Origin of the sequence: Streptomyces sp. NPDC050263, assembly GCF_040655955.1 — a bacterium.
GTDB lineage: Bacteria > Actinomycetota > Actinomycetes > Streptomycetales > Streptomycetaceae > Streptomyces.
Window position 1 is genome coordinate 26,541 of sequence record NZ_JBFAKW010000067.1, and the last position, 26,271, is coordinate 52,811.

Genomic DNA, 26,271 nt, shown 5'->3' on the forward strand with positions numbered 1-26,271 from the left:
AACGGCTGTTTCGGTGCCGCGCAGGCGTTACGGGACGATCTTCAGCAGCCGGTTGGGGGAGCCGGTGCCCGGGCTGGTGACCACGCCGGTGGTGGCGCCTCCGGTCAGGGCCGTGGCGACCTGGGCCGGGGTGGCCGAGGTGTGGCCCGCCAGATAGACCGCCGCCGCGCCCGCGACGTGCGGGGTCGCCATCGACGTCCCCGAGATGGTGTTCGTCGCGGTGTCGCTGGTGTACCAGCCGGCCGTGATGGAGGAGCCGGGGGCGAAGACGTCCAGGACCGAGCCGTAGTTGGAGTAGCTGGCCCTGGCGTCGGTGCTGGTGGTGGCGCCGACAGTGATCGCGCTGGCGACGCGGGCCGGGGAGTACGAGGAGGCGTTGGCCGCGCTGTTGCCCGCCGCGACCGCGTAGGTCACCCCGCTGGCGATGGAGTTGGCGACCGCGGTGTCCAGCGAGGCGGAGGCGGAGCCGCCGAGGGACATGTTGGCGACCGAGGGGCCGGAGTGGTTCGCCGTCACCCAGTCGATGCCCGCGATCACGCCGGCGGTGGTGCCGGAACCGGCGTTGTTCAGCACCCGCACCGCCACGATGTTCGCCTTCTTGGCGACGCCGTAGGTGGAGCCCGCGATCGTGGTGGCCACGTGGGTGCCGTGGCCGTTGCCGTCGGAGGCGGTGGTGTCGCCGTCGACGGCGTCGTAGCCGTAGGCGGCGCGGCCGCTGATCTGGGAGTGGGTGATGCGCACGCCGGTGTCGATGACGTACGCCGTGACGCCGCCGCCCGCGGTGTCCGGGTAGGTGTACGTGCCGGACAGCGGGAGCGCGCTCTGGTCGACGCGGTCCAGGCCCCAGGGGGCGCTCGACTGCGTGGTGTCGGCCAGTCGGACGGTCTGGTTCTGCTCGACGGCGGCCACCGCCGGGTCCGCGGCCAGTCTCCTCGCCTCGGTGGCGGAGAGGGTGGCGGTGTAGCCGTTCAGCGCGGAGGTGAAGGTCTTCTTCACCGTGCCGCCGTACTCCTCGATGAGGTCCTTGCCGGTCGCCGACGACGCTTTGAAGCCCGCCTGCGACTTCAGGGTGACGATGTAGCTGTCCTTGACGGCGGTGGGGGAGCCGGCCGCGAGCACCGTGCCCTGGGCCGGGGCGGCCTGGGCGGGGAGCGCGGTGAGCCCGCCGACGAGGGCGGCGGCAGCCGCGGCGGCGGCGGCGGTTATCCGGACCTTGTCGCTACGCAGTTGTGCCATGACGAGGGAGTCCTCCTCTGGGCCGCGTACGCCTGGGTGGGGCGCACGCTGTGGGGGAGTGCGCGCGGTTGCGCACACGGCCTCGAACGTCGCGTTCCGTTCTCGACCGAGGTAAAGCTTCCGTCATCTGCGGGCAAAGACAAGGGAGTTGAAAGGTTGTCAACAACATTGACATGTGCACGTAACGAGGTGAGCGAAAACGGGCACTGAACGATCCCGGTAGGCATCGAAAAGTCTTGGCATGAACACTTCCCGTCAACACGCGTAGTTGCTACCACGGTTGTGGCAGAGATCCTGCTAAAGGGAGGTTCCATGAGACGTTCCCGACTTGTCGCATTCGTCAGCTCACTCCTCCTCGCCGTCGGCGCAGCCCTCACCGGGGCGACCGCGGCACAGGCGTCCCCGCTCGCCGCGACCGGCGGCTACGTGGCGCTCGGCGACTCCTACTCCTCCGGCGTCGGCGCGGGCGGCTACATCAGCTCCAGCGGCGACTGCAAGCGCAGCACCAAGGCGTTCCCGTACCTCTGGAACGCCGCCCACGCACCGGCCTCGTTCACCTTCGCGGCCTGCTCGGGCGCCCGGACGGGTGACGTTCTGGCGAACCAGCTCGGCGGTCTGAACTCCTCCACCGGACTCGTCTCCGTCACCGTCGGCGGCAACGACGCGGGCTTCGCCGACGTCATGACGACCTGCGTCACCGGCTCCGACAGCACCTGCCTGTCCCGCATCGGCACGGCCCGGGCCTACGTCGACTCGACGCTCCCCGGGAAACTCGACACCGTCTACTCGGCGATCAGCGCCAAGGCGCCCAACGCGCACGTGGTCGTCATCGGCTACCCCCGCTTCTACCGGCTCGGCACGGTCTGCCTGGGCCTGTCCGAGACCAAGCGCTCCGCCATCAACAGTGCGGCCGACTACCTCGACACCGCCGTCGCCAAGCGCGCCGCGGCCCACGGGTTCGCCTTCGGCGACGTCCGCACCCCGTTCGCCGGCCATGAGATCTGCTCCGGCAGCTCCTGGCTGCACAGCCTCAACTGGCTGAACATCGGCGAGTCCTACCACCCGACCGCATCCGGTCAGTCGGGTGGCTACCTGCCGGTCCTGAACAGCGCCGCCTGAGCCGTCACTCCGACGGCGAGGAGGAGGGGGAGGCTCCGTCCGGCGGGGCCTCCGTCTCACAAGTGACCGAGAACGGCACCGAGTTGGACGTCACCTTCACCGGATCGCGCACCTCGACGCCGATCGCGTTCTGGTACGTCCCGCTCTCCGCGTACGTCGACAGGATCACCTTGTCCGTCTTGGACCTGCCCCCGCCCGACGGGAACTCGAGCGTCTTCCAGGTCTGCCCGGAGAGCTCGCCGTCCTTCGACACCCAGCGGTAGGACACCGTCGCGGGCAGCTGCCCCACCTTGATCGTCGCGGTGAACGTGGGCGCGTCCTCGTCGGTCGGCGGACAGTCGCCGGAGTAGTCCGTGTTCGCGCCGCTGACGGTGACCGCCACGGTCTGCTCCGGGGCCTTCGAGCTCTCGCTCTCGCTCGGCTCGGGGCTCGACGGCTCGCCGGTCTCCTCGGTCGTCGACGGCTGCGTCTCAGGCGAACTCACGCTGTCCGTACTGCTGTTGGTGACCCCACCGGTACCGGCTCCGCCGCCGTCGTCGCGGTTCAGCAGCCCGTACGTCAGCCCGGCGACCGCCAGCGCCACCGCCACCACGCCCGCGATGAGGACCACGCCCGCACGCCGGTTGCGATCCGGCCGCGACGACGTGGAGGTCGTCGGGGAGCCCGGCGGGGAGCCCGTAGGGGTGGTCGCCCAGGGCTGCTGTGGCTGGGACGGGGTGGGAGTCGGCGGCCCGGGGCGCAGCGGCTCGGCGGGGGTCGCGACCGTCGGCGGATACGGCGTGTACGGCGCGACGCGCGTCGTGTCCGCCCGCGGGTCGCCGCCCGCGGCGATCATCCGCAGATCCTGCTCGGCCCGGTCGGCGGGCAGCCGCTCGGCCGGATCCTTGCGCAGCAGGCCCTCGATGACGGGCGCGAGCGGCCCGGCCCGGTGCGGCGGCGGCAGCTCCTCGTCCACGATCGCGCGCAGTGTGCTCAGCGGAGTGTCGTACCGGAAGGGGGAGTTGCCCTCGACCGCCGCGTACAGCAGCACGCCCAGCGACCACAGGTCCGACTCGGGCCCCGGCGTACGCCCCAGCGCGCGCTCCGGCGCGAGGAACTCGGGGGAGCCGATGACCTCGCCGGTCATGGTCAGCGCCGAGGTGCCCTCGACGGTCGCGATGCCGAAGTCGGTGAGCACCACCCGGCCGTCGTTCGACATCAGCACGTTCGCCGGCTTGACGTCCCGGTGCAGCACCCCGGCCTCGTGCGCCGCCCGCAGCGCGGACAGCACCTCGGCCCCGATGTGCGCGACCCGGGCCGGTTCGAGCGGCCCCTCCGAGTCCAGCAGCTCGGCGAGGGAGATCCCGCGCACGATCTCCATGACGATCCACGGCCGGCCGTCCTGCTGGGCCACGTCGTACACCGTCACGACGTTCCGGTTCGCGACCCGGGCCGCGGCCCAGGCCTCGCGCTCCAGACGGGCGTACATCCGCTCGACGTCCGAGGTCGGCAGCCCCGCCGGGGCGCGCACCTCCTTGATGGCCACCTCGCGGTGCAGCACCTCGTCACGGGCTCGCCAGACGACGCCCATACCGCCCTCGCCGAGCGGGGTCAGCAGCCGGTAGCGGCCCGCGATCAGACGTTCACTGCCCGGTTCTTCGGACACCGCGCCCCCATTTCGCTCTTCGTATCCGGGCGAAAACCTCCGCAACCCCACAAACGTAGCTCAGCCGAGTACGGATGCGGCCCCCTTGAGCACGAGTCCCGCGCCGAGGGCCACGACGAGGAACGCCGACCACAGGGGCACATTGCGCCGGACGAGCGTCACTGCCGGGTGGGTCGTCCAGCGCGGCTGACGGTCCAGCAGGCGGGTCGCCTGCGTGCCCAGCCTGACGACGGCGAACCCGGCGGCGGTGAGGGTCAGCGCGAGCCCGACGCCGTACGCGACGACGAGCAGCAGCCCGAACCAGGCCTGCCCGAGGGCGGCGGCGCCGACCAGGACGACCACGGCGGACGGACTGGGGACCATGCCGCCGGCGAAACCGAGCAGGATCGTGCCGCGCAGCGTGGGGGCGACGGTGTGGGTGTGGGTGCGACCGCCGTGGGTGTGGGTGTGGGTACGGCCGTTGTCGTGGTCGTGGTCGTGGTGATCGTGGTCGTGACTGTGCCCGTGCCCGTGCCCGTGGTCATGGTCGTGGCTGGGGTCGTGGTCGTGATGGGAATGGGTGTGCGGGGTGGGGGCGCCGACCAGGGCGAGTTGACGGTCGGGGGTCTTGGCCGGCTCGTGGGGGTGGTCATGGGGATGAGGGTGCGGGTGCGGGTGGGTGTGGCCGTGCGGGGTGTCCGGGCCGCGGCCGCGCCAGGCCCGCAGGGCGAGGGTCGCGCCCGCGAAGAGCACCAGCGCGCCGCTCGCCAGACCCAGCCAGGCGATCACCGAGGGCGCGGCGGCCGAACCGGCGGTCACGAGCAGGCCGAGGGCGACGACGCCCAGCGTGTGCGTGATCGTGACGGAGGCGGCGAGCGGGAGGACGTCCTTCATCCGGGCCTTGCCGCCCCGGGCGGCGGCCGTCGCGGCCATGATGGTCTTGCCGTGGCCCGGCGCGACCGCGTGCATCGCGCCGAGGAAGACGGCGATCAGCAGCGCCAGCGCGGCGAAGCCGACGGTGAGGTCCTGCCGGGCCACCAGGTGGTCCAGGGCCCGGGTCCAGCGGTCGGCGCCGCGCGGCAGCACGGAGGCGGCCGGAGCGTCCCGGTCCTCCTCGACGAGGGCCGCGCCGCCGGGCCGGACCCGCACGGACGCGGTCACGGTGTCCGCGGGGGAGGAGAGCAACTCCTGGGGGTAGCTGGTCAGTTCGCCCGAGACCGACTTCTCCGGCACATCGGAGTCGGTGAGCGTCATCCGGTCGCCGCGCGCGGTGATCTCCCGCCAGCCGGGGCCGGTGGAGGCGCCCTCGCTGTGGAAGCCGACGGTGATCGACTCCTCGTCGGGGAGCGGCGCGGTCAGCCGGCACTCGACGCGCAGGGTGTCGAGCCCGGCCTGACCCGGACGCACCGTGGCCTTGCTCGTGCCCGCCGTGAGGGTGACGGTACGGCCGTCGACGGTGAGCTTGCTGCCGCTCGCGGCCGTCGCGCACCGCTGCCGGGCCCACTCGGTCATCCCGAGCCGTTCGAGGTCCGGCTTGGCCTGGGTCGCCGGGATCTCGGCGAGGTCCTCGACGTGGTCGACGCGGAGCTGTCCGGGAGCGGCGACGAGACCGTCGTAGCGGTTGACGGTGAAGTTGCCGAGGGGGTGCGCGCTCGCGCTGGTGGAAGGAACCAGCACGAGCGCGCAGCCGGCCGTGAACACGGCCGCGCAGGAGGCGAGCAGACGACGGGAAATCACTTGCTCGCCTCCAGCGTCTTGAGTGCCGTACGGGCCGCGCCGGAGCCCAGCGGAGAGAAGCCGGGGTTCAGCTTCAGGGCGGCGGAGAGGTGGGTACGGGCGTCGGCGGGGTGACCGGTGGCCTTCTCGATCACACCGCGGTGGTAGAGGAAGGACGCGTTGCGGTAGCCGGTGGCGGTGGCCTGCCGGGCGTAGGGGAGGGCCTCGGCGTCCTTGCCGTTGACGTGCAGGGCCCAGGCGAGGGCGTCCGCCGTGTGCACGGTGTGCCGGCGGGACCAGTCGTCGCGGGCCGCGCGCAGCGCCGTCGCCTTGTCGCCGTGGTCGGCGGCGGCGAGCGCGGTGTCGAGGTCGGCGTTGACGCCGTTGGCCCGGGCGATGGCCGTCCACGCGTCGACGAGGGCGTACTGGTCCGCGGCCTTCGCCTTGTCGCCCGGGCCGCCCCGGGCCTCGTACAGCTCGCCGAGCTCGACGAGCGGGCCGGGCAGCGGATAGCGGGCGACGATGAGCTCCAACCCCTTGATGGCCTCGGCCTGCCGACCGGAGGCCGCCTGGGCGCGGGCGCGGCCCTCCAGTGCGGGGAGGTAGTTCTCGTCGGCGGCGAGCGCGCGGGCGTAGTGGGTGAGCGCGGTCTCGTAGTCGCCCTGGTTCCAGGCGAGTTGGCCGAGCTGGCCGGCGACGTAGGCGATGTCGCCGGGGGAGGTCGACGAGGCGAGCGCCTTGTCCAGGACCCGGCGGGCGGTGGCGACGTCGCCGCGCAGTTCGTGCACGTACGCGTAGCGGGTGAACACCGGTACGCCCGGGCGTCGGTCGTCGGCCGTGTCGACGGCCGCCTCGGCGTCGTCGTAGCGGCCGAGTTCGACGAGGGCGTCGATGCGGGAGCACAGGGCGCGTTCGTTGTACGGGTTCAGCTTCAGCGCCCGGTCGGCGAGCCGGAGGGCGCCTGCGAAGTCGTGGCGGGCGGCGGCGAGGGCGGCCTGGCCGGCGAGGGCCTGGTCGTTGTCGGAGCGCACGGAGAGGGAGCGCTTCAGGGCCTGCTCGGCCTGCGGGTACCGGGAGGGGTCGCCCTTGGTGCGGGCCTGCTCGACGTAGGCGAGTCCGAGGGTGGCCCAGCCGCCGAAGTCCCGGGGCTGGACGCGGAGATGGGCCTGGAGCGCGGTGATGCTGGAGTCGAGGTCACCGCCGGCGAGCAGTCCGGGGGAGACCGCCGCGGCGTTCACCACGGGCACGTTCTGTCCGTCCCGCACCGCGCCGAGCGCGATCGCCCCGGCGGTGAGTGCCACGGCCAACATGGCGGCACACGCCCCGAGTTGCACCCCACGCCAGCGGCGGCCCGCGGCGCCCACCCGGCGAACGGCGGCGATGCGCTCGTCGTCAGCGTCAGCGGCGGTGTCTGCGTCGGCCGCAGCGGCTTCGGCGTCCGAGTCGGCACCGGATTCCGTGCTCTCGACGTCCGCCCGGGCCGCCGCCCTCGCGGCCTCTGCGACTGCGGCGTCTTCGGCCGCTCCGTCCGCGGCCCCGGCGATCTCCGTGCTCACGCTCCCGGAGGCTTCCGCGTCCGCGGCCTCTGCGGGCTTCGCCGAATCGGCCTGTGGCTCGGTCGCGTGCTGCGTGACGGAGTCGTCCTCGTGTTCCGGCCGGCCGTCGTTCGTCCGCGCGGACATGCCCTCTCCTAGGTCGCCTGGGGTTGATCAGCCTGCTGATGTGAGGGTGGCGCGGCCCGCGCCGTGGGGGATGAGTACGCGGGCCGCGCCAGTCGGTGGGGCAAGGCCGGGGAGCGCAGGATTCTCCCCGGCCCGCTCAGGGGAGGGCCTAGTAGGCCCGCCGCCGCCCGCGCCACCACATCAGGCCGCCGCCGATGAGGAGGATGCCCGCGGCGCCGGCGCCGGCGGACGAGGCGATGAGGGTGGTGTCGCTGGTCGAGCCGGTGAGCGCGTCACCGAGCTGGCTGCGGGTGGCCGCGTCGGTCTTGGCGGTCGCGCCGCGCGAACCCTCGGTGGGCAGGGCCACGTAGGGGAAGGCCTTCTCGAATTCCTTGTCGTTCTTGTCGACCGCGTCGCCCAGGTCGTTCTTCGCGCCGAGCAGTTCGCCCTCGACGACCTGCAGCGAGGCGTCGATCACGTCGTCGGTGAGACGGCGCCCGTTCGGGAAGCCCGCGGTGTCACCGTCGAGGACGCCGAGCCGCTTGGGGCTGGCGGCCGGCTTGATGGAGGTGTTGAGGCGCAGTTCCTCGGACGGCGTCACGTAGGGCGGCTGGTTGAGGTCCTTGACGCCCTTCAGGAACACGTCGACGAGGTCGTTGCGCGGCTCGGCCGGCGCCTTGATCTTGTAGATCGCCTCGATGAGCTTCGGCAGCTCGGGGTTGGTGACGTTCTTCAGGAACTGGGCGTCGTCCTTGGGCTCGGACGCGTTGAACTTGTCCTTGTCCTTGATCGGGTTGACGACCTCGTTGACCAGCGGCATGCCCAGGCGGGAGACCTGCTCGTACTTGCCCTTGGCGTTCTCGCGCTGGGTGGTCGACCAGATGCCGACGATCGGCTGGTGCTCCGACTCCGCGATCATGTCGCTCGGGATCTGAAGCGCGATCGAGTTGACGTTGTAGCCCTTGAGCGTGTCGTTGCCGACCTCGGAGAGGTCGCCGCCGTACAGCAGGTCGAAGACGCGCAGGTCGAGGAAGAACGGGTCGTCGGCCTGGCCCGCGAAGGTCTTGGCGCCGCTGGAGAGCTTGTAGATCGCCTCGTCGCGCAGCTTCTTGTAGTTCGGCATCGAGGCCTTGCCCACGTTGGACGGCGCCACCGGCACATCGTCCGCGAGCTTGGTCTCGTGCTCGACCTTCCCCTTCTTCAACTTGATGAGCTCGAGGTCGTACGTCTGCGTGATGTTCAGGTCGGGGTCGTCCAGGCTCTCGACGACGCCGGTGTTGTAGAGGAAGGTCTTCTTGTTCTTCGTATGCGTCTTGAAGGTGTAGCGGAAGATCAGGTCTTCCTTCGCGTCACCGTTGTTGTCGATGTTGAGGTCGTACTGGGCGTCCTCGGCGAAGGGGAAGAAGTTGGGGCCGCCGGCCGGCTCCTCGAACGGGATCCAGTTGGCGACGATCGTCGTCGTGTCCGCGTGGTCCGGGCTGACGAAGGCGTACAGGTCCGTGTTGTCGTACTGCGGCGTGCCGGAGATGAGAGGGGCCTCACGGTGGCTGGAGGCGTATGCCGCCCCCGGCCCCAGCGTGGCGACGCCGGCGGCTGCGAGCCCTCCGGCGGCCAACGCGCCGCATATAAGGGTCGCGACGCTCTTGCGTCCGTTGCCGCTCGTGGAGATAGCTGTCATGCCGTCCGTCCTCTGTGCCAACTTGCCTGACGGACAGTGATACGGAGCGAAGGGTGGGTTCGGATTGGTCGAAACCAAAAAACTTTTTCTTTCCTGCTCACCCGCGTTTTCGGCCTTCTGATCCGTACCCCCCATCCGGAGGTGTGTTCGTTGCGAATGCCTGGTGTGACGGGGCGGCCCGGCTGCGGCGGCCGCAGAGAGGGGAACCGCATGGAGGCGGACGAGCTGCTGGTGCTCGTGGCGGGAGGCGACCAGCAGGCATTCGAACAGCTCTACGGACTGGTGTCCGGGCCGGTGTTCGGGCTCGTGCGACGGGTCGTCAGGGATCCCGCGCAGTCGGAGGAGGTCGCCCAGGAGGTGCTCCTGGAGGCATGGCGCTCCGCCGGCCGCTTCGACCCGAGCCGGGGCAGCGCCCTCTCCTGGATCCTCACCCTCGCGCACCGGCGCGCCGTCGACCGGGTGCGCAGCGCCCGTGCGGCCGTCGACCGCGAGCAGCGCGAGGCCCGGCGCTACCACGACCCCGCCTTCGACCAGGTGACGGAGGAGGTCGAGGCCGGCCTGGAGCGTGAGTGGGTCCGCCGCTGCCTCGACCGGCTGACGGCGCTTCAGCGCCAGTCCGTCACCCTCGCCTACTACGACGGCTACACCTACCGTGAGGTGGCCGACCGGCTCAAGCTCCCGCTGGGTACGGTGAAGACGCGGATGCGTGACGGGCTCACGCGACTGCGCGACTGCCTGGGAGGTGCCGCATGAGTGTGCTCGGTCTGTTCCGCCGCGAGGACCTGCACTCGCTGGCCGCCCCCTATGCGCTCGACGCGTTGGAGGGCGACGAACGCCGCCGCTTCGAGAAGCACCTGAAGGGCTGCGACCGTTGCGCCGCCGAGGTGCGGGCGATGGCCGAGGACGCCGTCCGGCTCGCCTGGTCCGCCGCCGCCCCGCCGCCGGCCGCGATGCGCGACCGGGTGCTGGCCGCCGTGCAGCGGACTCCGCAGGAGCACGCCCGTGCGCAGGTTCGGGAGCATGAGCCGCAACTGCCGCCGCACGTCTGGGGCGCGCAGCCGCCGCCGGGACGCTCCCGTACGCCCCGCGCGCGCCGCCCGTTCTTCGTGCCGTTCGCGACGGCCACCGCCGCGGCGGCTCTCGTCGTCGCCGGGCTTTTCGCGGTCCAGGCCAACCGGACCCAGGACCAGCTGACCGCGGAGCGCGCCCAGGCGCGTGAGATCGCCCACGTTCTCGCAGCTCCGGACGCGCGGGCGAGCGGTGGGAAGGACGCGCAGGGCAGAAATATCGGAGTGATCGCTTCCGCATCGGAGGGGGAGGCGATCGTCACCTTGAGCGGATACGGCGACCTGCCCACCGGGCAGGTGCATCAGCTGTGGCTCATGCGCCCCAACGCGCAACCACGCTCCCTCGGGCTCTTCGACGGCGCCACGCCTCTGGTCGCGACCGGCCTCGACAAGGCGGCGACATCACTCGCTGTGACCGTCGAGCCCGACGGAGGGTCGCCGCAGCCCACCACGCAGCCGGTTGTCCAACTCACCCTGAAATCGGTTGGATTCGGAGAGTGATCGGAGAGGGGTCGTCAACCCCCTTACGGGGAAGGTGAATCCTGTGAGCTCGATACACGCGTGCCGCGACGGGGCGATAGGGTTACCCTGCCCGGGCCGGGTGGACTCGTACGGGTGGGGAGTGACATGGAACAGATAACGATGCACAGCAGGGCGAGGGTCCCAGCGATCACTTGCGGGAGCAGCGCGACCAGTTCGCGCCTGGACCGCCATCTCTCGGTGCTGGCGGGCCCCGCCATACCGCAGCGGGAGACGGTCGAGGCGACCTCGCTCATGCGGGAGCTGACCGCGCGTGAGCCCGTGCGCGACCACAGCTCGAGGACGGCGCGCATGAGCCGCGTCTCGCTCTTCGCCCCCCTGCGCCGGCTGCGCCGCACGCTGTTCGGCGGCAAGCACTGACCGGCCGGCACGTTTCCGTGTACTGATCCCGCGTTCAGGCGGCCACACCGTCCCGGCGCAGCGCTGCGATCTCGTCGTCCGTCATCCCCACGGCATGCAGCACTGCTTCGGTGTGTTCCCCGAGCGCGGGAACGTCTCCCCACCTGCGTCTCCGCTCCGCCCGGCAGCGTGATGGGGGCAGCACCGCCCGCAGCGGCCCGACCGGCGTCCCCCCGCTGCCGGTGGCCCTCCAGCGGCAGCGGGCCCAGGTTCCTGCCGTGGACGCTCGAGCGGCGCTAGAGCAAGGCGAACTGGCCCTCGGGGCCCTCCTCGTGGTGGTCCAGGACCGTCGCCGGGTGGCGGGCCGCGTCCGGGACCGGGAGGACGCCCGCCGCGCGCAGCTCCGCCGCCGTGACCGGGTCCGTCATCTTCAACTCCGCCTGTCGCTCGCCGACTTCCGCCAGCAGCGCCAACACCGTGATGAGCTCCAGCAGTTCGGAGGTCCACGGCTGCTGCCAGGCCGTCGGGCGGATCGCGGCCAGGGTGCCCGGCTCGGCGTGCTCGGCCGTCCGCGCCGCGAACCACTGCTCCAGCACCCGGCCGCCCGGCCCCGTCCCGAAGTCCCAGGCCTCGGGCGGGACGGGGGAGACGCGGCCCTCGTCCAGGTGCAGGGTCTCCTCGTCCCGGTCGTACAGCAGGGTGAGGGGGCGGGCCGGGAGCGGGGCGCGGACGTAGGGCCGGCGGCCGCCGGGGAGTTTGGGGCGCTCGCCGTGCCGGCGCAGCAGCCACAGGGCGCGGTGGCCCGTCTCGACGCCGCGCGCCCAGAGTTCGGGGTCCCGGGTGAGGGGGACGGTGAGACCGGGGCGGACGGCCGTCAGCGTCCAGGCCAGGAAGTCCACCGGATCGGGGGAGTGGCCCAGGCTGCTGAGAAACGCCGGCAGGCCCGGCGCCAGGTTCGGCTCCCGGCCGCCCGGCCGCCGGTACAGCGGGCGGATCCGGCCCGGGCGCAGGAGCGGGAGCAGCGAGGTCGCCAGGAGCGGCCGCCCCGGCGTGTCCGGGGTCTCGACCACGAACACCTGCGCGTCGTCCGCCACCCGCCACAGCTCCGGGCGGGCCGCGTCGATCAGGCGGTGGTCGGGGATGAGCCACTGTTCGTCGAAGGGCGCCGCCAGCACCCGCACCGGCTCCGGCCCGGGGCCCGAGGCGCGGACCAGCTTCTCCGTGCCGCCGGACCGGCCGGGCAGCTGCCCCACCGCCGTGTGCAGGGTGCGGGAGCGCGTCGGCTCGAACAGGGCCTCGCGATCCGGCCCCTCGGCCTTCATCAGGGCGTCCCACCGGGCTTTCAGGGAAGCCGGATCGGGGTCCGTCGGCCACCCCCGGCCGAGCCGCGGCGGTGCGACGGACCACGGCATGAGGTCCGCCAGCGGCGGAGCGTCGTCGGGCGTCACGCTGGGCATGGTACGACGGCTCGCATCCGGCCGGTCAGGTCGCGTCGAGCGTGACCGTGAAGGAGAAGCGGTCGCCCCGGTAGTGGATGACGGCCGCGTCGAGGACCCGGCCGCCCGTGTCGTAGGTGACGCCGGTGTAGTGCAGGATCGGGCTCAGCAGCGGCACCCGGAGCAGCTGGGCCGTCTCCGGGTCCGCCAGCCGTGCCTCGACGGTGTCCGTGATCCGGCTGATGTCCGCGCCCACGACGTCCCGCAGCACCTTCGTCATGGGCCAGCGCACGAGGTCGTCGGGGTCGATCCGGGCGGCGAGCTCCGGACGGACGTAGTTGCGGGCGTGGTTGGTCGGCTCGCCCGTCTCCTCGTCGCTTCTGAGCCGGTGGTACGTGGCCACCTCGGCCAGATCCGGGAAGTGCTCGGCGACCTCGGCGGGGACGGGCGCCCGGCCGTGGTCGAGGAGCTCCGTCGCCATGCCGGACTGCTGGGCCACGATCGCGTCGACCGAGCCGAGCAGCCGGACCGGGGCGCCGCGCTGCGCGGTCGGCTCGATGAACGTGCCGCGGCGGCGGTGCCGGGTGATCAGCCCCTCGTCCTCCAGCTCCTTCAGCGCCTGTCGCATGGTCAGCACGCTCACCCCGTAGTGCCCCGCCAACTGCTCCTCGGTGGGCAGCCGGAGCGGGTCCCGGGGTGAGCGGCCGAGTATCGAGGCGCGCAGCGACTGCGACACCTGGTACCAGAGCGGCAGCTTGCGGGTGAGGACGATCGAGTCCGGGGCGAAGGAGGTCACGGGGCTATCCGTACCGGTCGGCAACGTTCAGTGCAATGTGCCGTCGGCCGGGGCGGGACCGGCCGGGCGGAAGTGGCGTTCGAGGCCCTGCCACACGTCGTCGTAGCCCTGTTGCAGACAGTCCGCGTCGGCCGCGTGCGGGGTGAGGACGATGGGCCAGCGCGTCTCGAACATGAACGCCAGTCCGTCGTCGATCTTCTGCGGCTTCAGCTCGGCGGCGCTCGCCCGGTCGAACGTCTCCCGGTCGGGGCCGTGCGCGGACATCATGTTGTGCAGCGAGCCGCCGCCCGGCACGAAGCCCTCCGCCTTCGCGTCGTACGCGCCCTCGATCAGGCCCATGTACTCGCTCATCACGTTCCGGTGGAAGTACGGCGGCCGGAAGGTGTCCTCGCCCACCAGCCAGCGCGGGGCGAAGACCACGAAGTCGACGCCGGCCAGGCCCGGGGTGTCGGTCGGGGACGTCAGCACCGTGAAGATCGACGGGTCGGGGTGGTCGTAGGAGACGGTCCCGACGACGTTGAAGCGGCGCAGGTCGTAGACGTACGGCACATGGGTGCCGTGCCAGGCGACCACGTCCAGCGGGGAGTGGTCGTACGTCGTGCCCCAGAGGTGGCCGCAGAACTTGTTGACCACCTGCACCGGGCCCTCGACGTCCTCGTACGCGGCGCGGGGCGCCCGGAAGTCGCGGGGGTTGGCGAGGCCGTTGGCGCCGATCGGGCCGAGGTCGGGGAGACGGAAGGGGGCGCCGTAGTTCTCGCAGACGTAACCGCGGGCTGCGGCGTCCAGCAGGTCGACGCGGAAGCGGACCCCGCGCGGGATCAGCGCCACCTCGCCGGGCTCGGCGTGCAGCAGCCCGAACTCCGTGCGCAGCAGCAGCCCGCCCCGCTCGGGGACGATCAGCAGCTCGCCGTCGGCGTCGCCGAAGACGCGCTCCATGGACGTGTTCGCGTGGTAGAGGTGCACGGCCATGCCGGTGCGCTGGGCGGCGTCGCCGTTGCCGCCCAGCGTCCACAGGCCGGCCAGGAAGTCGGTGCCCGCGGGCGGCTCGGGCAGCGGGTTCCAGCGCAGCCGGTTGGGGTCGGGGACGGTCTGGGCGAAGGGGCCGGTGCGGATCGCGCCGTCCTCGACGCGGGTGAACGCCGGGTGCGCGGCCGACGGGCGGATCCGGTACAGCCATGAGCGGCGGTTGTGCGCGCGCGGCTCGGTGAACGCGGCACCGCTGAGCTGCTCCGCGTAGAGGCCGAGGGGGGCGCGCTGCGGCGAGTTGCGGCCGTCGGGCAGGGCGCCCGGGACGGCCTCCGAGGCGTGCTCGTTCCCGAACCCCGAGAGGTAGGCCAACCCCTCGGCCGTCTTGCGTGCGTCCCCGCTGCTCATGCTCGCCCCGCTCTCTCGGCTCTCGCGCCCTGATCCCTGATCCCTGATCCCTGATCCCTGATTCCTGTGTATCACCGTAGGATTGCGTTTTCCCGGGTGCAAGAGATGCGGCAGTCCTCCTCATGGAGGACGATCAAGACGGCCGGAACCAGACCCCAGGGGGATCCGCGTGTCGGTCGGTTGTTCTACGCTCCCCCGCATGTCGTGGACGCGCGGAAGCCTTGCCGTGGCCGCGGTCTGTGTCCTGCTGCTGACCGGATCCGCGGGCTGTGGCACCAGTGACGCCCATGAGGGGCCGAAGGCGACGACCGAGGCGTCGGTCTCCCCCTCGCCCGTGGGCAAGGTCCTGAAGGACACGGACGGCGAAGGCCGGCATTACCGTGAGGTGGCGAAGAAGGGGGCGCCCGAGGTCGGCGTAGAGGTGGAGCCCGAGGCGGACGGCAGCTGGGACGTCCGTCTGAAGGTGGAGAACTTCCGGTTCACGGCCACCGCCGGGGCGAAGGCGCGGGCGGTCCACGGCGAGGGCATCGCCCGGCTCTTCGTGGACGACCAGCCGGTCGCCGACCTGCGCACCCCGGGCTACCGCATCCCGGCCGGCTACCTCCCGCACGGCACGCACGAGGTCACCGCCCGGCTGTACGCGGACGACGGCACGGTGTGGGCGGTGGACGGCAAGCCGGTGCAGAGCACGGCGGATGTCACGGCGTCGGAGCCCGAGAGTTGAGCGAACCGGGAATCTTTCTCCGTATCCGGGGGCGAGGTTCACCTGGCCGCGGCGGAAAGGCATCATGAAGTCCGTGCCCCAAGCGACATCTCTGCGTCGTGCGCCCGTGCAGCGGCGCAGTGCCGAACGGCTGACCCGGATCCTCGACGCGTGCGCCGACCTGCTGGACGAGGTCGGCTACGACGCCCTGAGCACCCGGGCCGTCGCCGAGCGCGCCGGCGTGCCCATCGGCTCCGTCTACCGGTTCTTCGGCAACAAGCGGCAGATGGCCGACGCGCTCGCGCAGCGCAACCTCGAACGCTACTCCGAGCGGGTCACCGAGCGGCTGAAGGGGGCCCGCCGGGGCGACTGGCGGGCCGCCATGGACGCGGTGCTGGACGAGTACCTGGCCATGAAGCGCACCGCGCCCGGGTTCTCCCTCGTCGACTTCGGCAACCAGATCCCGGTCGGCGCCCGGCACGCCGAGCCCAACCACCGCGTCGCCGACCGGCTCACCGTCCTGCTCTCGGACTATCTCGTCCGTGCGCCCGACGAGGACCTGCGCCGCACCTTCCTGATCGCCGTGGAGACGGCGGACACCCTCGTCCACCTGGCCTTCCGGGTGGATCCGGAGGGCGACGCCAAGGTGATCGACGAGACGCGCGTGCTGCTGCGCTCGTATCTGGCGCGCGTGCTGGACTGAGCGGTCGCCCCGAGACCCTCCCCTCCCTCCGTACCGGTCGGTATGCTCGGGTGCAGTCCGTGCGTCATCGTTGTCGCCGCGTTCCAGGAGGACCCGTGTCCCGCACCGCCCTGCGAATCTGTCCCCTGTGCGAGGCCACCTGCGGGCTGACGCTCACCATCGAGGGGACGAAGGTCACCGGCGCCCGCGGCGACCGGGAGGACGTCTTCAGCAAGGGCTTCATCTGCCCCAAGGGCGCCTCCTTCGGCGCCGTCGACGGAGATCCCGACCGGCTCCGGACGCCCCTCGTGCGCCGGGACGGCGAGCTGCGCGAAGCCACCTGGGAGGAGGCCTTCGACGCCGTGGCCGCCGGGATCCGGCCGGTCGTCGAACGGTACGGGGCGAACGCCGTCGGGATCGTCCTCGGCAATCCCAACGTGCACACCATGGCCGGCGCGCTCTACCCGACCGTCCTGATCGCCGGACTCGGCACCCGCAGCCTCTTCACCGCCTCCACCGTCGACCAGATGCCCAAGCACGTCTCCAGCGGACTGCTCTTCGGCGATGCGAACGCGATCCCCGTGCCGGACCTCGACCACACCGACCATCTCCTTCTCATCGGCGCCAACCCCCTGGAATCCAACGGGAGCCTGTGCACCGCCCCCGACTTCCCCGGCAAGCTCAAGGCGCTCAAGGCGCGCGGCGGCGCCCTCACGGTCATCGACCCGCGCCGCACCCGCACCGCGAAGCTCGCCGACCGGCACATCGCGATCCGGCCGGGCACCGACGCGCTGCTCCTCGCCGCGATGGCGTACACGCTGTTCGAGGAACACCTCGCCGACCCGGGGGAGTTGACCCCGCACATCGAGGGCCTCGACGAACTCGCCGACGCCGTACGGGACTTCAGCCCCGAGGCCGTCAGCGCCGCCTGCGACGTGGACGCCGGACTCATCCGCACCCTGGCCCGTGAGCTCGCCGCCGCCCCCACGGCCGCCGTCTACGGCCGCATCGGCAGCTGCACGGTCCCCTACGGCACCCTCGCCAGCTGGCTCGTCGACGTCCTCAACATCCTCACCGGCAACCTGGACCGGCCCGGCGGCGCGCTCTTCCCGCAGGCCGCCACCGACCGCACCCCCCGCCCGGCGGGCCCCGGCCACGGCTTCCGGCTCGCCCGCTGGCACTCACGGGTGAGCGGGCACCCCGAGGCCAAGGGCGAGCTGCCGCTCTCCGCGCTCGCCGAGGAGATCGACACCGCGACCCCAAAGGGCGAGCCGATCCGCGCGCTCGTCGCCGTCGCCGCCAACCCGGTGCTCTCCGCACCGGACGGCGACCGGCTCGACAAGGCGCTCGACGCGCTCGACTTCATGGTCAGCGTCGACCCGTACCTGAACGAGACCTCCCGCCACGCCGACGTCGTACTGCCCCCGCCGCCGCCCTCGCAGAGCCCGCACCACGACTTCGCCTTCAACACCCTCGCCGTCCGCAACCAGGTCCGCTACAACCGTCCCGCCGTCCCGCTGGAACCGGGTCGGATGGCCGAGACCGAGATCCTCGCCCGGCTGACCCTCGCCGCGACCGGCATGCACGGCGCCGACCCGTCCGCCGTCGACGACCTGGTCATCGGCCAGACCCTCGGCAAGGCCGTCCGGGAAGCGCACTCGCCCGTGCACGGCCGCGACCCCCAGGAGCTCGCGGCGCAGCTCACCGGCGAGAGCGGCCCCGAGCGCCGCCTCGACATGATGCTGCGCCTCGGCCCCTACGGCGACGGCTTCGGCGCCCGCCCGGACGGACTGGGCCTGGCGCGGCTGCTCGCCGCCCCGCACGGCATCGACCTCGGACCGCTGCGCCCCCGCCTGCCCCAGCCGCTCAAGACCCGCAGCGGGCGCGTCGAGCTGCTGCCGCAGCCGATCGTCGACGATCTCCCGCGGCTGCGCGAAGGACTGCGGCGGGAGCCGGACGGCCTCGTCCTCGTCGGCCGACGGCATCTGCGGTCCAACAACAGCTGGATGCACAACGTCCCCGCCCTCACCGGCGGAACCAACCGCTGCACCCTGCACATCCACCCGGAGGACGCCGAACGGCTCGGCGTGCGCGACGGTGCGCCGGTGCGGGTCAAGGGCGCCGGAGGCGAGGTCACGGCGCCGGCCGAGGTCACCGACGGCGTGCGCCGGGGCGTCGTCAGTCTGCCGCACGGCTGGGGCCACGACCGCCCCGGCACCCGGCTCAGCCACGCCGCAGTCGACCCCGGCGTCAACGTCAACCAGCTCCTCGACGGCAGCCTGCTCGACCCCCTGTCGGGCAACGCGGTCCTCAACGGAGTGCCGGTGGAATGCGCCGCCGTCGTGGCCCTCTGAGCTGAGCAAAGCCGTGACCTGGAGTTTTGCGCTTATTGCTCGCGCGTCAACGTCTTGTTAACACCGTTTGAACAGACCTAACGTCATCGCACCGCCGACCCCCAGGTGGGATGTTCAAGGGCGAACGTTAGGTATCCACTCATGCTGACCATCCTCGGCTTCGCCATGATCGCGACCTTCCTGGTCCTGATCATGCTGAAGAAGATGTCGCCGATCGCGGCGCTCGTACTGATCCCGGCCTTGTTCTGCGTCTTCGTCGGGAAGGGCGCCAAGCTCGGTGACTACGTCATCGACGGCGTCACCAGCCTCGCCCCCACGGCGGCGATGCTCATGTTCGCGATCGTCTACTTCGGTGTGATGATCGACGTCGGCCTCTTCGACCCGATCGTCCGGGGCATCCTGAAGTTCTGCAAGGCCGACCCGCTGCGCATCGTCGTCGGCACGGCGCTGCTCGCCGCGATCGTCTCCCTGGACGGCGACGGCTCCACCACCTTCATGATCACCGTCTCGGCGATGTACCCGCTGTACAAGCGCCTGAAGATGAGCCTGGTCGTGATGACCGGCGTCGCGGCCATGGCCAACGGCGTGATGAACACGCTGCCCTGGGGCGGCCCGACCGCCCGTGCCGCCACCGCGCTGAAGCTCGACGCCAGCGACATCTTCGTGCCGATGATCCCGGCGCTGGCCGTGGGCCTGCTCTTCGTCATCGCCCTCTCCTACGTCCTCGGCCGCCGCGAGCGCGCCCGGCTCGGCGTGCTGACGCTGGACGAGGTGCTGGTGGAGAAGAAGACGCTGGTGGAGGAGAAGGTCGAGCAGACGGAGTCCGTGCTCGTCGGCGCCGGCGGCTCCGGCGCCGACAAGTCCGCCACCCCGGCCGGAGGTTCCGGCGGCGCCGTCGCGCTCGGCGACGACGACGAGGAAGAGGACGACTTCAAGGGCCTCGACCCGCACCGGGCCACCCTGCGCCCCAAGCTGTACTGGTTCAACGCGCTGCTCACGGTCTCCCTGCTGACCGCCATGATCATGGAGTGGCTGCCGATCCCGGTGCTGTTCCTGCTCGGCGCCGCGCTCGCCCTCACCGTCAACTTCCCGCACATCCCCTCCCAGCGGGAACGGCTCGCCGCCCACGCCGACAACGTCCTCAACGTCTCCGGCATGGTCTTCGCCGCGGCCGTCTTCACCGGAGTCCTCCAGGGCACGGGCATGGTCGACCACATGGCCAAGTGGATGGTCGACGTCATCCCCGAGGGCATGGGCCCGCACATGGCGCTCGTCACCGGCGTCCTGAGCCTCCCGCTCACCTACTTCATGTCGAACGACGGCTTCTACTTCGGCGTCCTGCCCGTCCTCTCCGAGGCCGGCGCGGCGCACGGCGTCTCACCGCTGGAGATGGCCCGCGCCTCGCTCGTCGGCCAGCCCCTGCACATGTCCAGCCCGCTGGTCCCGGCCGTCTACGTCCTCGTCGGCATGGCGAAGGTCGAGTTCGGCGACCACACCAGGTTCGTCGTCAAGTGGGCCGCCCTCACCTGCCTGGTGATCCTCGGCGCGGGCATGCTGTTCGGGATCATCTGATCCACCTCCTCGAAGTCACTGGAGGACCTTGTGAGGCCCGGTAGGAACCGCGGCTGGCTGCTCCGTCTCGTCATCGCCTTCGGCTTCGCGCAGGGGGCGGTGTCGATGGCCCGGCCCGCCGTCTCCTACCGGGCCCTCGCGCTCGGCGCCGACGAGCGGGCGATCGGCGTCATCGCCGGCGTGTACGCGCTGTTGCCCCTCTTCGCGGCCGTGCCGCTCGGCCGCCGCACCGACCACGGCCGCTGCGCGCCCCTGCTGCCCGTCGGCGTGGTCCTGATATCAGGCGGCTGCGCGCTGAGCGGCCTCGCCGGCTCGCTCTGGACGATGGCCCTGTGGAGCGGGGTGATGGGCCTCGGCCATCTCTGCTTCGTCATCGGCTCCCAGTCGCTGGTCGCCCGCCAGTCCGCGCCGCACGAACAGGACCGCAACTTCGGCCACTTCACCATCGGCGCCTCCCTCGGCCAGCTGATCGGCCCCATAGCGGCCGGAGCGCTGATCGGCGGTCCCGACATGGCGGGCAGCAGCGCGCTGGCCCTGCTCGTCGCGGGGGCGGGCTGCGCGGTCGCGTTCACCTCGCTGTGGCGCATAGAAGACCGCGACACCACGCCCAAGTCCCGCGCGGGCCAAGGCGATCGTGTCCCCGTCGGCCGCATCCTGCACGCCCGGGGCGTCCCCGCCGGCATCCTCGTCAGCCTGTCCGTGCTGTCCGCGACGGACATCCTCACCGCCTATCTGCCGGTGGTCGGCGAACACCGGGGCATCGCGCCGTCCGTGATCGGCGTCCTGCTCAGCGTCCGCGCGGCGGCCTCCATCGCCTGCCGGCTCGTCCTCACCCCGCTGCTGCGGCTGCTCGGCCGGACGTCGCTGCTCACCGTGACCTGTCTGCTGGCCGCCCTGCTGTGCGCCGCGGTCGCGCTGCCGGTGCCGGTCTGGGGGCTCGCTGTGATCCTCGCGCTGCTCGGCTTCTGCCTCGGCGTCGGGCAGCCGCTGTCCATGACGACGGTCGTCCAGGCCGCACCCGACGGCGCCCGGTCCACCGCCCTCGCGCTGCGCCTCACCGGCAACCGGCTCGGCCAGGTCGCCGCGCCCGCCGCCGCGGGCCTGGTCGCCGGGGTCGCGGGCGTGGCCGCGCCGTTCGTGATGCTGGGGGTGCTGCTGCTGATGTCGTCGGGGGTCGCGCTGCGGTCGCCGGGGGAGTCGCGCGAGGGAGGCGGCTCGGGGGCGGCCCCGGCCGGACGGCGACCTGGATCGGGATTGCGCCGGTCGAGCGATGTCTGACGGCGCGTCGGGCGGCGCTCCCACAGTCGGGGGCGTCGATGTGAAAGAGAGTCAGGTGCGAGAACGATTTGTATGAAAATCGTCCTGACTCGGAGGAATGCACATGTCCACCTCGACGCTCCCGTCCGCCCGCGGCTCCCGCCTCGGCGTCACCGCCCTCACGGTGCTCGCCGCGGCGGGATTCACCTGCCTCGCCGCGCCGTCCGCCATGGCCGTAGGGGAAGCCGGCGACATCAGGATCCACCGCGAGCAGGTACCGCCCGGTGTCTCGAAGGACGACCCGGTGGCCTGCCGCTTCTACCTCGACGCGGCGAACTTCGGCGAGCTGACGAACGTCGCCTACACGATCAAGGCTCGGCCCCCGGCCCCCGACACCGCCACGGTGACCGGCAACATCGTCCTGACGCAGGGCGCAGGGCACACCGACACCCTCGGGCTGGCCGAGGGCTCGTACACGCTGGAGTGGACCATCGTTCCGCCCAACGCCGCCCCGGTCGTCTCGCCCAAGGTGAAGGTCTTCAAGATCAACTGCCGTGAGGACGGACGCGGCGGCGGGAACCAGGGTCCGAACCGGCCGATCACGGACGACGGCCGGGAAGCCGCGGCCCCGGGCAGCCAGGGCGGCGGCCAGGGCGGCGACCAGACCGCCACCGGCCAGACCGCCACCGGCCAGACCGCGGCCGGTGAGAACGCGGCCGGTCAGACCGCCACCACAGGTCAGGGCGCCACGGGTCAGACCGCCACCGGTCAGACCGCCACGGGCCAGGGCGCCGCCCAGCAGGGCGCCGGCGAGCAGAGCGGCTCCGCCTGGAACGGCGAGAAGAGCGGCGGTCCGGAGGGCGGCGTCCACGCGGGCGGCGGCGGTCTCGCCGACACCTCGCACGCCTTCACCCCGCTGGCCGGAGCCGCGGCCGTCGGTCTGGTGGCCGTCGGCGGCGTCGCGTACTTCCGACTGACCCGCCGGCGCACCCACGGTGCCGCGTAGGCGCGCACGCAGGCCCTGGCACCGGACTCGCGCCTACCGTCTCACCAGGACGGCCGCGCTCGCGGTCGTCCTGGTGACGGCGGGAGTCCGGTGCGGGGGGCACGACATCCCGGTCGCACCGGCACAGGCCGGGGCGCCGGCCGCCCACCCGGCCGGGGACGGAGCCGACGACGAGCGGACGGCGGACAAGGAGACGTCCGAGCGGCGAAAGCCCCCGCCCCGCCCGCTGCCCCGGTCCCCGGCGACCACCCTGCGCGTGCCCTCGCTGGGCATCGACGCACCGATCATGCCGCTGCGGCTCGGCCCCGACCGGCACCTCGGGACCCCGCCGCTCGACAGCCCCGAACTCGTCGGCTGGTACGCGGGCGGCCCCACGCCGGGGGAGCGGGGCACGGCCGTCGCCGTCGGGCACCGCGACACCAAGACCGGCCCCGCGGTTTTCGCCGGCCTCGCGCGGGTGGCCCGGGGCGCCAGGATCGAGGCCCGGCGCGCGGACGGGCACACCGCCGTCTACACCGTGGACCGGGTCAGGGTCTTCGACAAGGCCACCTTCCCCGACAAAAAGGTCTACGGCCCGACCCGCCGACCCGAGCTCCGCATCCTCACCTGCGGAGGCCTGTTCCGCCACGCGACGGGCTACACCAGCAACGTCGTGGTCTTCGCCCACCTGACGGCGACCCGCTGACCCACCACCCACCACCGCCGACCCCACCCGACGGGACCGCGCCCGCCCGCCGAACCCGGCAGTGCGGTTGCTCGGGTATCGGGGCTGGAGCACATGCCGAGGGCGAAGCTCCGGAAGGCCGTGGCAACCTCCCCCGCTCGCGCGAAGCCGAGAGCGGGGGAGGTTGGGACCCCCATCCCGGCCAGCTCTTCGGCGGCGAGCGGCAGCGGGTCGCCACGGGCCGGGCCATCGCCCTGCACCCCTCCGCCTTTCTGATGGACGAGCCGCCGTCCAACCTCGACGCCGAGCGCCGCAACTGCCTGCGGGCCGAGATCTCCAAGCCGACCCGGGAGCTGGGCGTCACCACGGTCCATGTCGCGCACGACCAGGCCGAGGCCATGTCGCTCGGCGACCGGGTCGCCGTACTGCGCGGCGGAGTCCTCCAGCAGGTGGGCGCGCCGCGCATCAACCTGCTGCGCGGCCCGGTGCGCGCCCCGCTCGACGGGGCGATGACGATCAGCCTCGGCGAACAGGCCCTCCGGCTGCCCGAACCCCTCTGCCCGGACCACGAGTCGCCGCGTGTGCGGCAGGGCCGTGAGGCGATCGTCGGGCTGCGCTCGGAGGCCGTCCGCATCGGCACGCCCGCTGGTCGAAGACGACGGGATGCTCGACGTCGACGAGGAGCGGGAGCTGCGCGAGCGCATCAGCCCGGCCCCGGACCGGCTGCCCGACCTCGACGACCTGGACGAGTGACGAGGCGTACTCCAGCGCGCCCCGGCGTCCCCTGGTGCCTGAAAACTATCGACGCTAGTTTAGGGCGCGGACGACGAGCACCGCCCGGAGGGAACGCGATGAAGGCACACGACGGCATCTACCTGGACGGCGCGTGGCGCCCGGCCGCGGGCCAGGACGTGATCGAGGTCGTCAACCCGGTCGACGAGCAGGTGATCGGCCGCGTCCCGGCGGGCACCGCCGAAGACGTCGACGCCGCCGTACGGGCCGCCCGCGCCGCCCTGCCGGGCTGGGCGGCGACCCCGCCCGCCGAGCGCGCGGCCCGGCTGACCGCTCTGCGGGACGTCCTGGTCGCCCGCCAGGAGGAGATCGCCGAGACCGTCACCGCCGAACTCGGCTCGCCCCTGGCCTTCTCCCGGGCGGTCCACGCGGCCGTGCCGATCGCGGTCGCGGGCTCCTACGCCGAACTGGCCGCGACCCACTCCTTCGAGGAGCGGGTCGGCAACTCGACCGTCTTCCAGGAGCCGATCGGCGTGGTCGGCGCGATCACCCCCTGGAACTACCCGCTCCACCAGATCGTCGCCAAGGTCGCCCCGGCGCTCGCCGCGGGCTGCACCGTGGTCCTGAAGCCCGCCGAGGACACCCCGCTCACCGCCCAGCTCTTCGCCGAGGCGGTCCACGAGGCGGGCGTCCCGGCCGGCGTCTTCAACCTCGTCACCGGCCTCGGCCCGGTCGCCGGCCAGGCGCTCGCCGAACACCCCGACGTCGACCTGGTCTCCTTCACCGGCTCCACGGCCGTCGGCAGGCAGATCGCCGCGACGGCGGGCGCGGCCGTCAAGAAGGCGGCCCTCGAACTCGGCGGCAAGTCCGCCAACGTCATCCTGCCGGGCGCGGATCTCGCGAAGGCGGTCAACGTCGGCGTGGCCAACGTGATGTCCAACTCGGGCCAGACGTGCAGCGCCTGGACCCGGATGCTCGTCCACCGCGACCAGTACGACACGGCGGTCGAGCTGGCCGCCGCGGCGGCCGCCAAGTACGGCGAGCGCATCGGCCCGGTGGTGAACGCCAAGCAGCAGGCGCGGGTGCGGGGTTACATAGAGCAGGGGGTGGCCGAGGGCGCGCGGCTGGTCGCGGGCGGCCCCGAAGCCCCGCGCGAACAGGGCTACTTCGTCAGCCCCACGGTCTTCGCCGACGTGACCCCCGACATGACCGTCGCCCAGGAGGAGATCTTCGGCCCGGTCCTGACCATCCTGCGCTACGAGGACGAGGACGACGCCCTGCGCATCGCCAACGGCACGGTGTACGGGCTCGCGGGCGCCGTCTGGGCCGGCGACGAGACGGAGGCGGTGGCCTTCGCCCGCCGCATGGACACCGGGCAGGTCGACATCAACGGGGGCCGCTTCAACCCCCGTGCCCCCTTCGGCGGTTACAAGCAGTCGGGCGTGGGCCGCGAACTCGGCGCGCACGGCCTCGCCGAGTATCTCCAGACCAAGTCCCTCCAGTTCTAAGGGAGTCGACCGAACATGGCTGTCCGTGCCGCCGTACTGCCCGCCATCGGGGCTCCGTTGGAGATCACGGAGATCGACCTGCCGGATCCCGGCCCCGGCCGGGTCCGCGTCCGGCTCGCCGCCGTCGGGGTCTGCCACTCCGACCTGTCCCTCTCCGACGGCACCATGCGGGTGCCGGTCCCCGCGGTCCTGGGGCACGAGGGCGCCGGCACGGTCGTCGCCGTCGGCGAGGGAGTCGAACACCTCGCGCCCGGCGCCGGCGTCATCCTCAACTGGGCTCCGTCCTGCGGGCGTTGCCATGCCTGTTCGCTCGGCGAGGTCTGGCTGTGCGCCAACGCCCTCAACGGCGCCGCCGAGGTCTACGCCCGCACGACGGACGGCATCGACCTCCACCCGGGCCTGAACGTCGCCGCCTTCGCCGAGGAGACGGTCGTCCCGGCCTCCTGCGTGCTGCCCCTGCCCGACGGCATCCCCCTCACCGACGCGGCCCTCCTCGGCTGCGCCGTCCTCACCGGCTACGGCGCGATCCACCACTCGGCCAAGGTCCGGCCCGGTGAGACGGTCGCCGTCTTCGGCGTCGGCGGGGTCGGCCTGGCCACCCTCCAGGCGGCCCGCATCGCCGGCGCCTCGACGATCGTCGCCGTCGACGTCTCCCCCGAGAAGGAGGAGCTGGCGCGGGCGGCGGGCGCCACGGAGTACGTCGTCGCCTCCGAACAGACCGCCCGCGAGATCCGCGGCCGCACCGGGAAGCAGGGCGTCGACGTGGCCGTCGAGTGCGTGGGCCGCGCGGTCGCCATCCGCACCGCCTGGGAGTCCACCCGGCGCGGCGGCCGCACCACGGTCGTCGGCATCGGCGGCAAGGACCAGCAGGTCACCTTCAACGCGCTGGAACTCTTCCACTGGGGCCGGACCCTGTCCGGCTGCGTCTACGGCAACTCCAACCCCGCCGAGGACCTCCCGGTGCTCGCCGAGCACGTACGGGCCGGCCGCCTGGACCTCTCCGCCCTCGTGACGGAGCGGATCGCGCTGGACGGCATCCCGGCGGCCTTCGACAACATGCTGGCGGGCAAGGGCGGCCGGGCGCTGGTGGTGTTCCAGGAGCTGCTGGAAAGCCGCTAGTGCCGCGGCAGGCAACGTTCGCCCCGTCGCGACGCCCGGCACGCACTCTCGCCGCACCGGCCGAAAGCCCAAGTACGTCCAGTACGAG

Annotated in this window: 22 protein-coding genes and 1 pseudogene; 13 read left to right on the top strand and 10 right to left on the bottom strand. The window is 72.4% G+C overall.

The annotated features are described in order from the left end of the window. Nucleotides 1–27: 27 nt before the first annotated feature. Nucleotides 28–1,236, bottom strand: a complete 1,209-nt coding sequence (locus AB0J04_RS26995) for a S8 family peptidase (RefSeq protein ID WP_363171141.1) — start codon at nucleotides 1,234–1,236, stop codon at nucleotides 28–30. 312 nt (nucleotides 1,237–1,548) lie between these two features. Here AB0J04_RS26995 and AB0J04_RS27000 point away from each other — a divergent pair, with 312 nt between their 5' ends. Continuing rightward, entirely contained in the window at nucleotides 1,549–2,355 is an 807-nt protein-coding gene (locus tag AB0J04_RS27000; protein ID WP_363171142.1) for an SGNH/GDSL hydrolase family protein, read from the top strand. A 4-nt stretch (nucleotides 2,356–2,359) separates the two neighbouring features. On the opposite strand, the gene AB0J04_RS27005 is transcribed toward AB0J04_RS27000, so the two are convergent. From AB0J04_RS27005 to AB0J04_RS27020, 4 genes are all read right to left on the bottom strand, one after another. Beyond that, nucleotides 2,360–4,000 (bottom strand): serine/threonine-protein kinase, encoded by a 1,641-nt coding sequence (locus AB0J04_RS27005; RefSeq protein WP_363171143.1) that lies wholly within the window; start codon nucleotides 3,998–4,000, stop codon nucleotides 2,360–2,362. Nucleotides 4,001–4,060: 60 nt separating this feature from the next. Continuing rightward, nucleotides 4,061–5,716 carry a nickel transporter gene (locus tag AB0J04_RS27010; RefSeq protein ID WP_363171144.1) on the bottom strand — a complete coding sequence of 552 codons (1,656 nt, stop codon included), beginning with the start codon at nucleotides 5,714–5,716 and terminating at the stop codon, nucleotides 4,061–4,063. Continuing rightward, the gene (locus AB0J04_RS27015) at nucleotides 5,713–7,377 is read right to left on the bottom strand and encodes a tetratricopeptide repeat protein (protein WP_363171145.1); all 1,665 of its coding nucleotides are present in this window, start codon (nucleotides 7,375–7,377) and stop codon (nucleotides 5,713–5,715) included. Before AB0J04_RS27015 ends, AB0J04_RS27010 begins: the two co-directional genes overlap by 4 nt. 148 nt (nucleotides 7,378–7,525) lie before the next feature. Then, nucleotides 7,526–9,034 (bottom strand): DUF4331 domain-containing protein, encoded by a 1,509-nt coding sequence (locus AB0J04_RS27020; RefSeq protein WP_363171146.1) that lies wholly within the window; start codon nucleotides 9,032–9,034, stop codon nucleotides 7,526–7,528. A 210-nt stretch (nucleotides 9,035–9,244) separates the two neighbouring features. On the opposite strand from AB0J04_RS27020, the gene AB0J04_RS27025 reads away from it, so the two are divergent. The 3 genes from AB0J04_RS27025 to AB0J04_RS27035 all read left to right on the top strand — a co-directional run bounded on the left by AB0J04_RS27025 (nucleotide 9,245) and on the right by AB0J04_RS27035 (nucleotide 11,001). Beyond that, the gene (locus AB0J04_RS27025) at nucleotides 9,245–9,787 is read left to right on the top strand and encodes a sigma-70 family RNA polymerase sigma factor (RefSeq protein ID WP_351914277.1); all 543 of its coding nucleotides are present in this window, start codon (nucleotides 9,245–9,247) and stop codon (nucleotides 9,785–9,787) included. After that, nucleotides 9,784–10,602, top strand: a complete 819-nt coding sequence (locus AB0J04_RS27030; protein ID WP_363171147.1) for an anti-sigma factor — start codon at nucleotides 9,784–9,786, stop codon at nucleotides 10,600–10,602. The genes AB0J04_RS27025 and AB0J04_RS27030 overlap by 4 nt, the downstream gene beginning before the upstream one ends. A gap of 126 nt (nucleotides 10,603–10,728) precedes the next feature. Continuing rightward, nucleotides 10,729–11,001, top strand: coding sequence for a hypothetical protein (locus tag AB0J04_RS27035; protein ID WP_351914273.1), 273 nt, complete (start codon nucleotides 10,729–10,731; stop codon nucleotides 10,999–11,001). A 34-nt stretch (nucleotides 11,002–11,035) separates the two neighbouring features. Here the strand turns inward: AB0J04_RS27035 and AB0J04_RS27040 are convergent. The 4 genes and pseudogenes from AB0J04_RS27040 to hmgA form a co-directional block, all read right to left on the bottom strand. After that, nucleotides 11,036–11,245: pseudogene (locus AB0J04_RS27040) on the bottom strand (CoA transferase); the annotation flags it as partial. Nucleotides 11,246–11,276: 31 nt separating this feature from the next. Next, nucleotides 11,277–12,437 (bottom strand): type ISP restriction/modification enzyme, encoded by a 1,161-nt coding sequence (locus AB0J04_RS27045; RefSeq protein WP_363171148.1) that lies wholly within the window; start codon nucleotides 12,435–12,437, stop codon nucleotides 11,277–11,279. A gap of 25 nt (nucleotides 12,438–12,462) precedes the next feature. Continuing rightward, the gene (locus AB0J04_RS27050) at nucleotides 12,463–13,212 is read right to left on the bottom strand and encodes a GntR family transcriptional regulator (protein WP_363171149.1); all 750 of its coding nucleotides are present in this window, start codon (nucleotides 13,210–13,212) and stop codon (nucleotides 12,463–12,465) included. 27 nt (nucleotides 13,213–13,239) lie between these two features. Continuing rightward, nucleotides 13,240–14,586, bottom strand: a complete 1,347-nt coding sequence (gene hmgA / locus AB0J04_RS27055) for a homogentisate 1,2-dioxygenase (RefSeq protein ID WP_363171150.1) — start codon at nucleotides 14,584–14,586, stop codon at nucleotides 13,240–13,242. A gap of 199 nt (nucleotides 14,587–14,785) precedes the next feature. Between hmgA and AB0J04_RS27060 the strand changes: the two genes are divergently transcribed. The 7 genes from AB0J04_RS27060 (at nucleotide 14,786) to AB0J04_RS27090 (ending at nucleotide 22,845) form a co-directional block, all read left to right on the top strand. Further along, the gene (locus AB0J04_RS27060; protein ID WP_363171151.1) at nucleotides 14,786–15,310 is read left to right on the top strand and encodes a hypothetical protein; all 525 of its coding nucleotides are present in this window, start codon (nucleotides 14,786–14,788) and stop codon (nucleotides 15,308–15,310) included. A 64-nt stretch (nucleotides 15,311–15,374) separates the two neighbouring features. After that, nucleotides 15,375–15,992 carry a TetR/AcrR family transcriptional regulator gene (locus AB0J04_RS27065; RefSeq protein WP_363171152.1) on the top strand — a complete coding sequence of 206 codons (618 nt, stop codon included), beginning with the start codon at nucleotides 15,375–15,377 and terminating at the stop codon, nucleotides 15,990–15,992. 95 nt (nucleotides 15,993–16,087) lie between these two features. Beyond that, nucleotides 16,088–18,325, top strand: coding sequence for a molybdopterin oxidoreductase family protein (locus AB0J04_RS27070; protein ID WP_363171153.1), 2,238 nt, complete (start codon nucleotides 16,088–16,090; stop codon nucleotides 18,323–18,325). A 141-nt stretch (nucleotides 18,326–18,466) separates the two neighbouring features. Further along, the gene (locus tag AB0J04_RS27075; protein WP_363171154.1) at nucleotides 18,467–19,897 is read left to right on the top strand and encodes a citrate:proton symporter; all 1,431 of its coding nucleotides are present in this window, start codon (nucleotides 18,467–18,469) and stop codon (nucleotides 19,895–19,897) included. A gap of 30 nt (nucleotides 19,898–19,927) precedes the next feature. After that, nucleotides 19,928–21,175 carry an MFS transporter gene (locus AB0J04_RS27080; protein ID WP_363171155.1) on the top strand — a complete coding sequence of 416 codons (1,248 nt, stop codon included), beginning with the start codon at nucleotides 19,928–19,930 and terminating at the stop codon, nucleotides 21,173–21,175. Nucleotides 21,176–21,278: 103 nt separating this feature from the next. Next, entirely contained in the window at nucleotides 21,279–22,160 is an 882-nt protein-coding gene (locus AB0J04_RS27085) for a hypothetical protein (RefSeq protein ID WP_363171156.1), read from the top strand. Further along, the gene (locus AB0J04_RS27090; RefSeq protein WP_363171157.1) at nucleotides 22,150–22,845 is read left to right on the top strand and encodes a class F sortase; all 696 of its coding nucleotides are present in this window, start codon (nucleotides 22,150–22,152) and stop codon (nucleotides 22,843–22,845) included. Before AB0J04_RS27085 ends, AB0J04_RS27090 begins: the two co-directional genes overlap by 11 nt. On the opposite strand, the gene AB0J04_RS27095 is transcribed toward AB0J04_RS27090, so the two are convergent. Then, nucleotides 22,797–23,393, bottom strand: coding sequence for a hypothetical protein (locus AB0J04_RS27095; RefSeq protein ID WP_363171158.1), 597 nt, complete (start codon nucleotides 23,391–23,393; stop codon nucleotides 22,797–22,799). The two genes, AB0J04_RS27090 and AB0J04_RS27095, sit on opposite strands and share 49 nt — an antisense overlap. Before the next feature lie 282 nt (nucleotides 23,394–23,675). Here AB0J04_RS27095 and AB0J04_RS27100 point away from each other — a divergent pair, with 282 nt between their 5' ends. After that, nucleotides 23,676–25,064 carry an aldehyde dehydrogenase family protein gene (locus AB0J04_RS27100; protein ID WP_363171159.1) on the top strand — a complete coding sequence of 463 codons (1,389 nt, stop codon included), beginning with the start codon at nucleotides 23,676–23,678 and terminating at the stop codon, nucleotides 25,062–25,064. Between the two features lie 15 nt (nucleotides 25,065–25,079). After that, complete coding sequence (locus AB0J04_RS27105) at nucleotides 25,080–26,183, top strand: Zn-dependent alcohol dehydrogenase (RefSeq protein WP_363171160.1); 1,104 nt, start codon at nucleotides 25,080–25,082, stop codon at nucleotides 26,181–26,183. Nucleotides 26,184–26,271 lie beyond the last annotated feature (88 nt).

Bases quoted from the DNA above. Each gene is read 5' to 3' on its own strand.
- AB0J04_RS26995 (WP_363171141.1), bottom strand. From the start codon at position 1,236: ATGGCACAACTGCGTAGCGACAAGGTCCGGATAACCGCCGCCGCCGCC.
- AB0J04_RS27000 (WP_363171142.1), top strand. From the start codon at position 1,549: ATGAGACGTTCCCGACTTGTCGCATTCGTCAGCTCACTCCTCCTCGCC.
- AB0J04_RS27015 (WP_363171145.1), bottom strand. From the start codon at position 7,377: ATGTCCGCGCGGACGAACGACGGCCGGCCGGAACACGAGGACGACTCC.
- AB0J04_RS27020 (WP_363171146.1), bottom strand. From the start codon at position 9,034: ATGACAGCTATCTCCACGAGCGGCAACGGACGCAAGAGCGTCGCGACC.
- AB0J04_RS27025 (WP_351914277.1), top strand. From the start codon at position 9,245: ATGGAGGCGGACGAGCTGCTGGTGCTCGTGGCGGGAGGCGACCAGCAG.
- AB0J04_RS27030 (WP_363171147.1), top strand. From the start codon at position 9,784: ATGAGTGTGCTCGGTCTGTTCCGCCGCGAGGACCTGCACTCGCTGGCC.
- AB0J04_RS27035 (WP_351914273.1), top strand. From the start codon at position 10,729: ATGGAACAGATAACGATGCACAGCAGGGCGAGGGTCCCAGCGATCACT.
- AB0J04_RS27045 (WP_363171148.1), bottom strand. From the start codon at position 12,437: ATGCCCAGCGTGACGCCCGACGACGCTCCGCCGCTGGCGGACCTCATG.
- hmgA (WP_363171150.1), bottom strand. From the start codon at position 14,586: ATGAGCAGCGGGGACGCACGCAAGACGGCCGAGGGGTTGGCCTACCTC.
- AB0J04_RS27060 (WP_363171151.1), top strand. From the start codon at position 14,786: ATGTCGTGGACGCGCGGAAGCCTTGCCGTGGCCGCGGTCTGTGTCCTG.
- AB0J04_RS27065 (WP_363171152.1), top strand. From the start codon at position 15,375: ATGAAGTCCGTGCCCCAAGCGACATCTCTGCGTCGTGCGCCCGTGCAG.
- AB0J04_RS27075 (WP_363171154.1), top strand. From the start codon at position 18,467: ATGCTGACCATCCTCGGCTTCGCCATGATCGCGACCTTCCTGGTCCTG.
- AB0J04_RS27085 (WP_363171156.1), top strand. From the start codon at position 21,279: ATGTCCACCTCGACGCTCCCGTCCGCCCGCGGCTCCCGCCTCGGCGTC.
- AB0J04_RS27100 (WP_363171159.1), top strand. From the start codon at position 23,676: ATGAAGGCACACGACGGCATCTACCTGGACGGCGCGTGGCGCCCGGCC.
- AB0J04_RS27105 (WP_363171160.1), top strand. From the start codon at position 25,080: ATGGCTGTCCGTGCCGCCGTACTGCCCGCCATCGGGGCTCCGTTGGAG.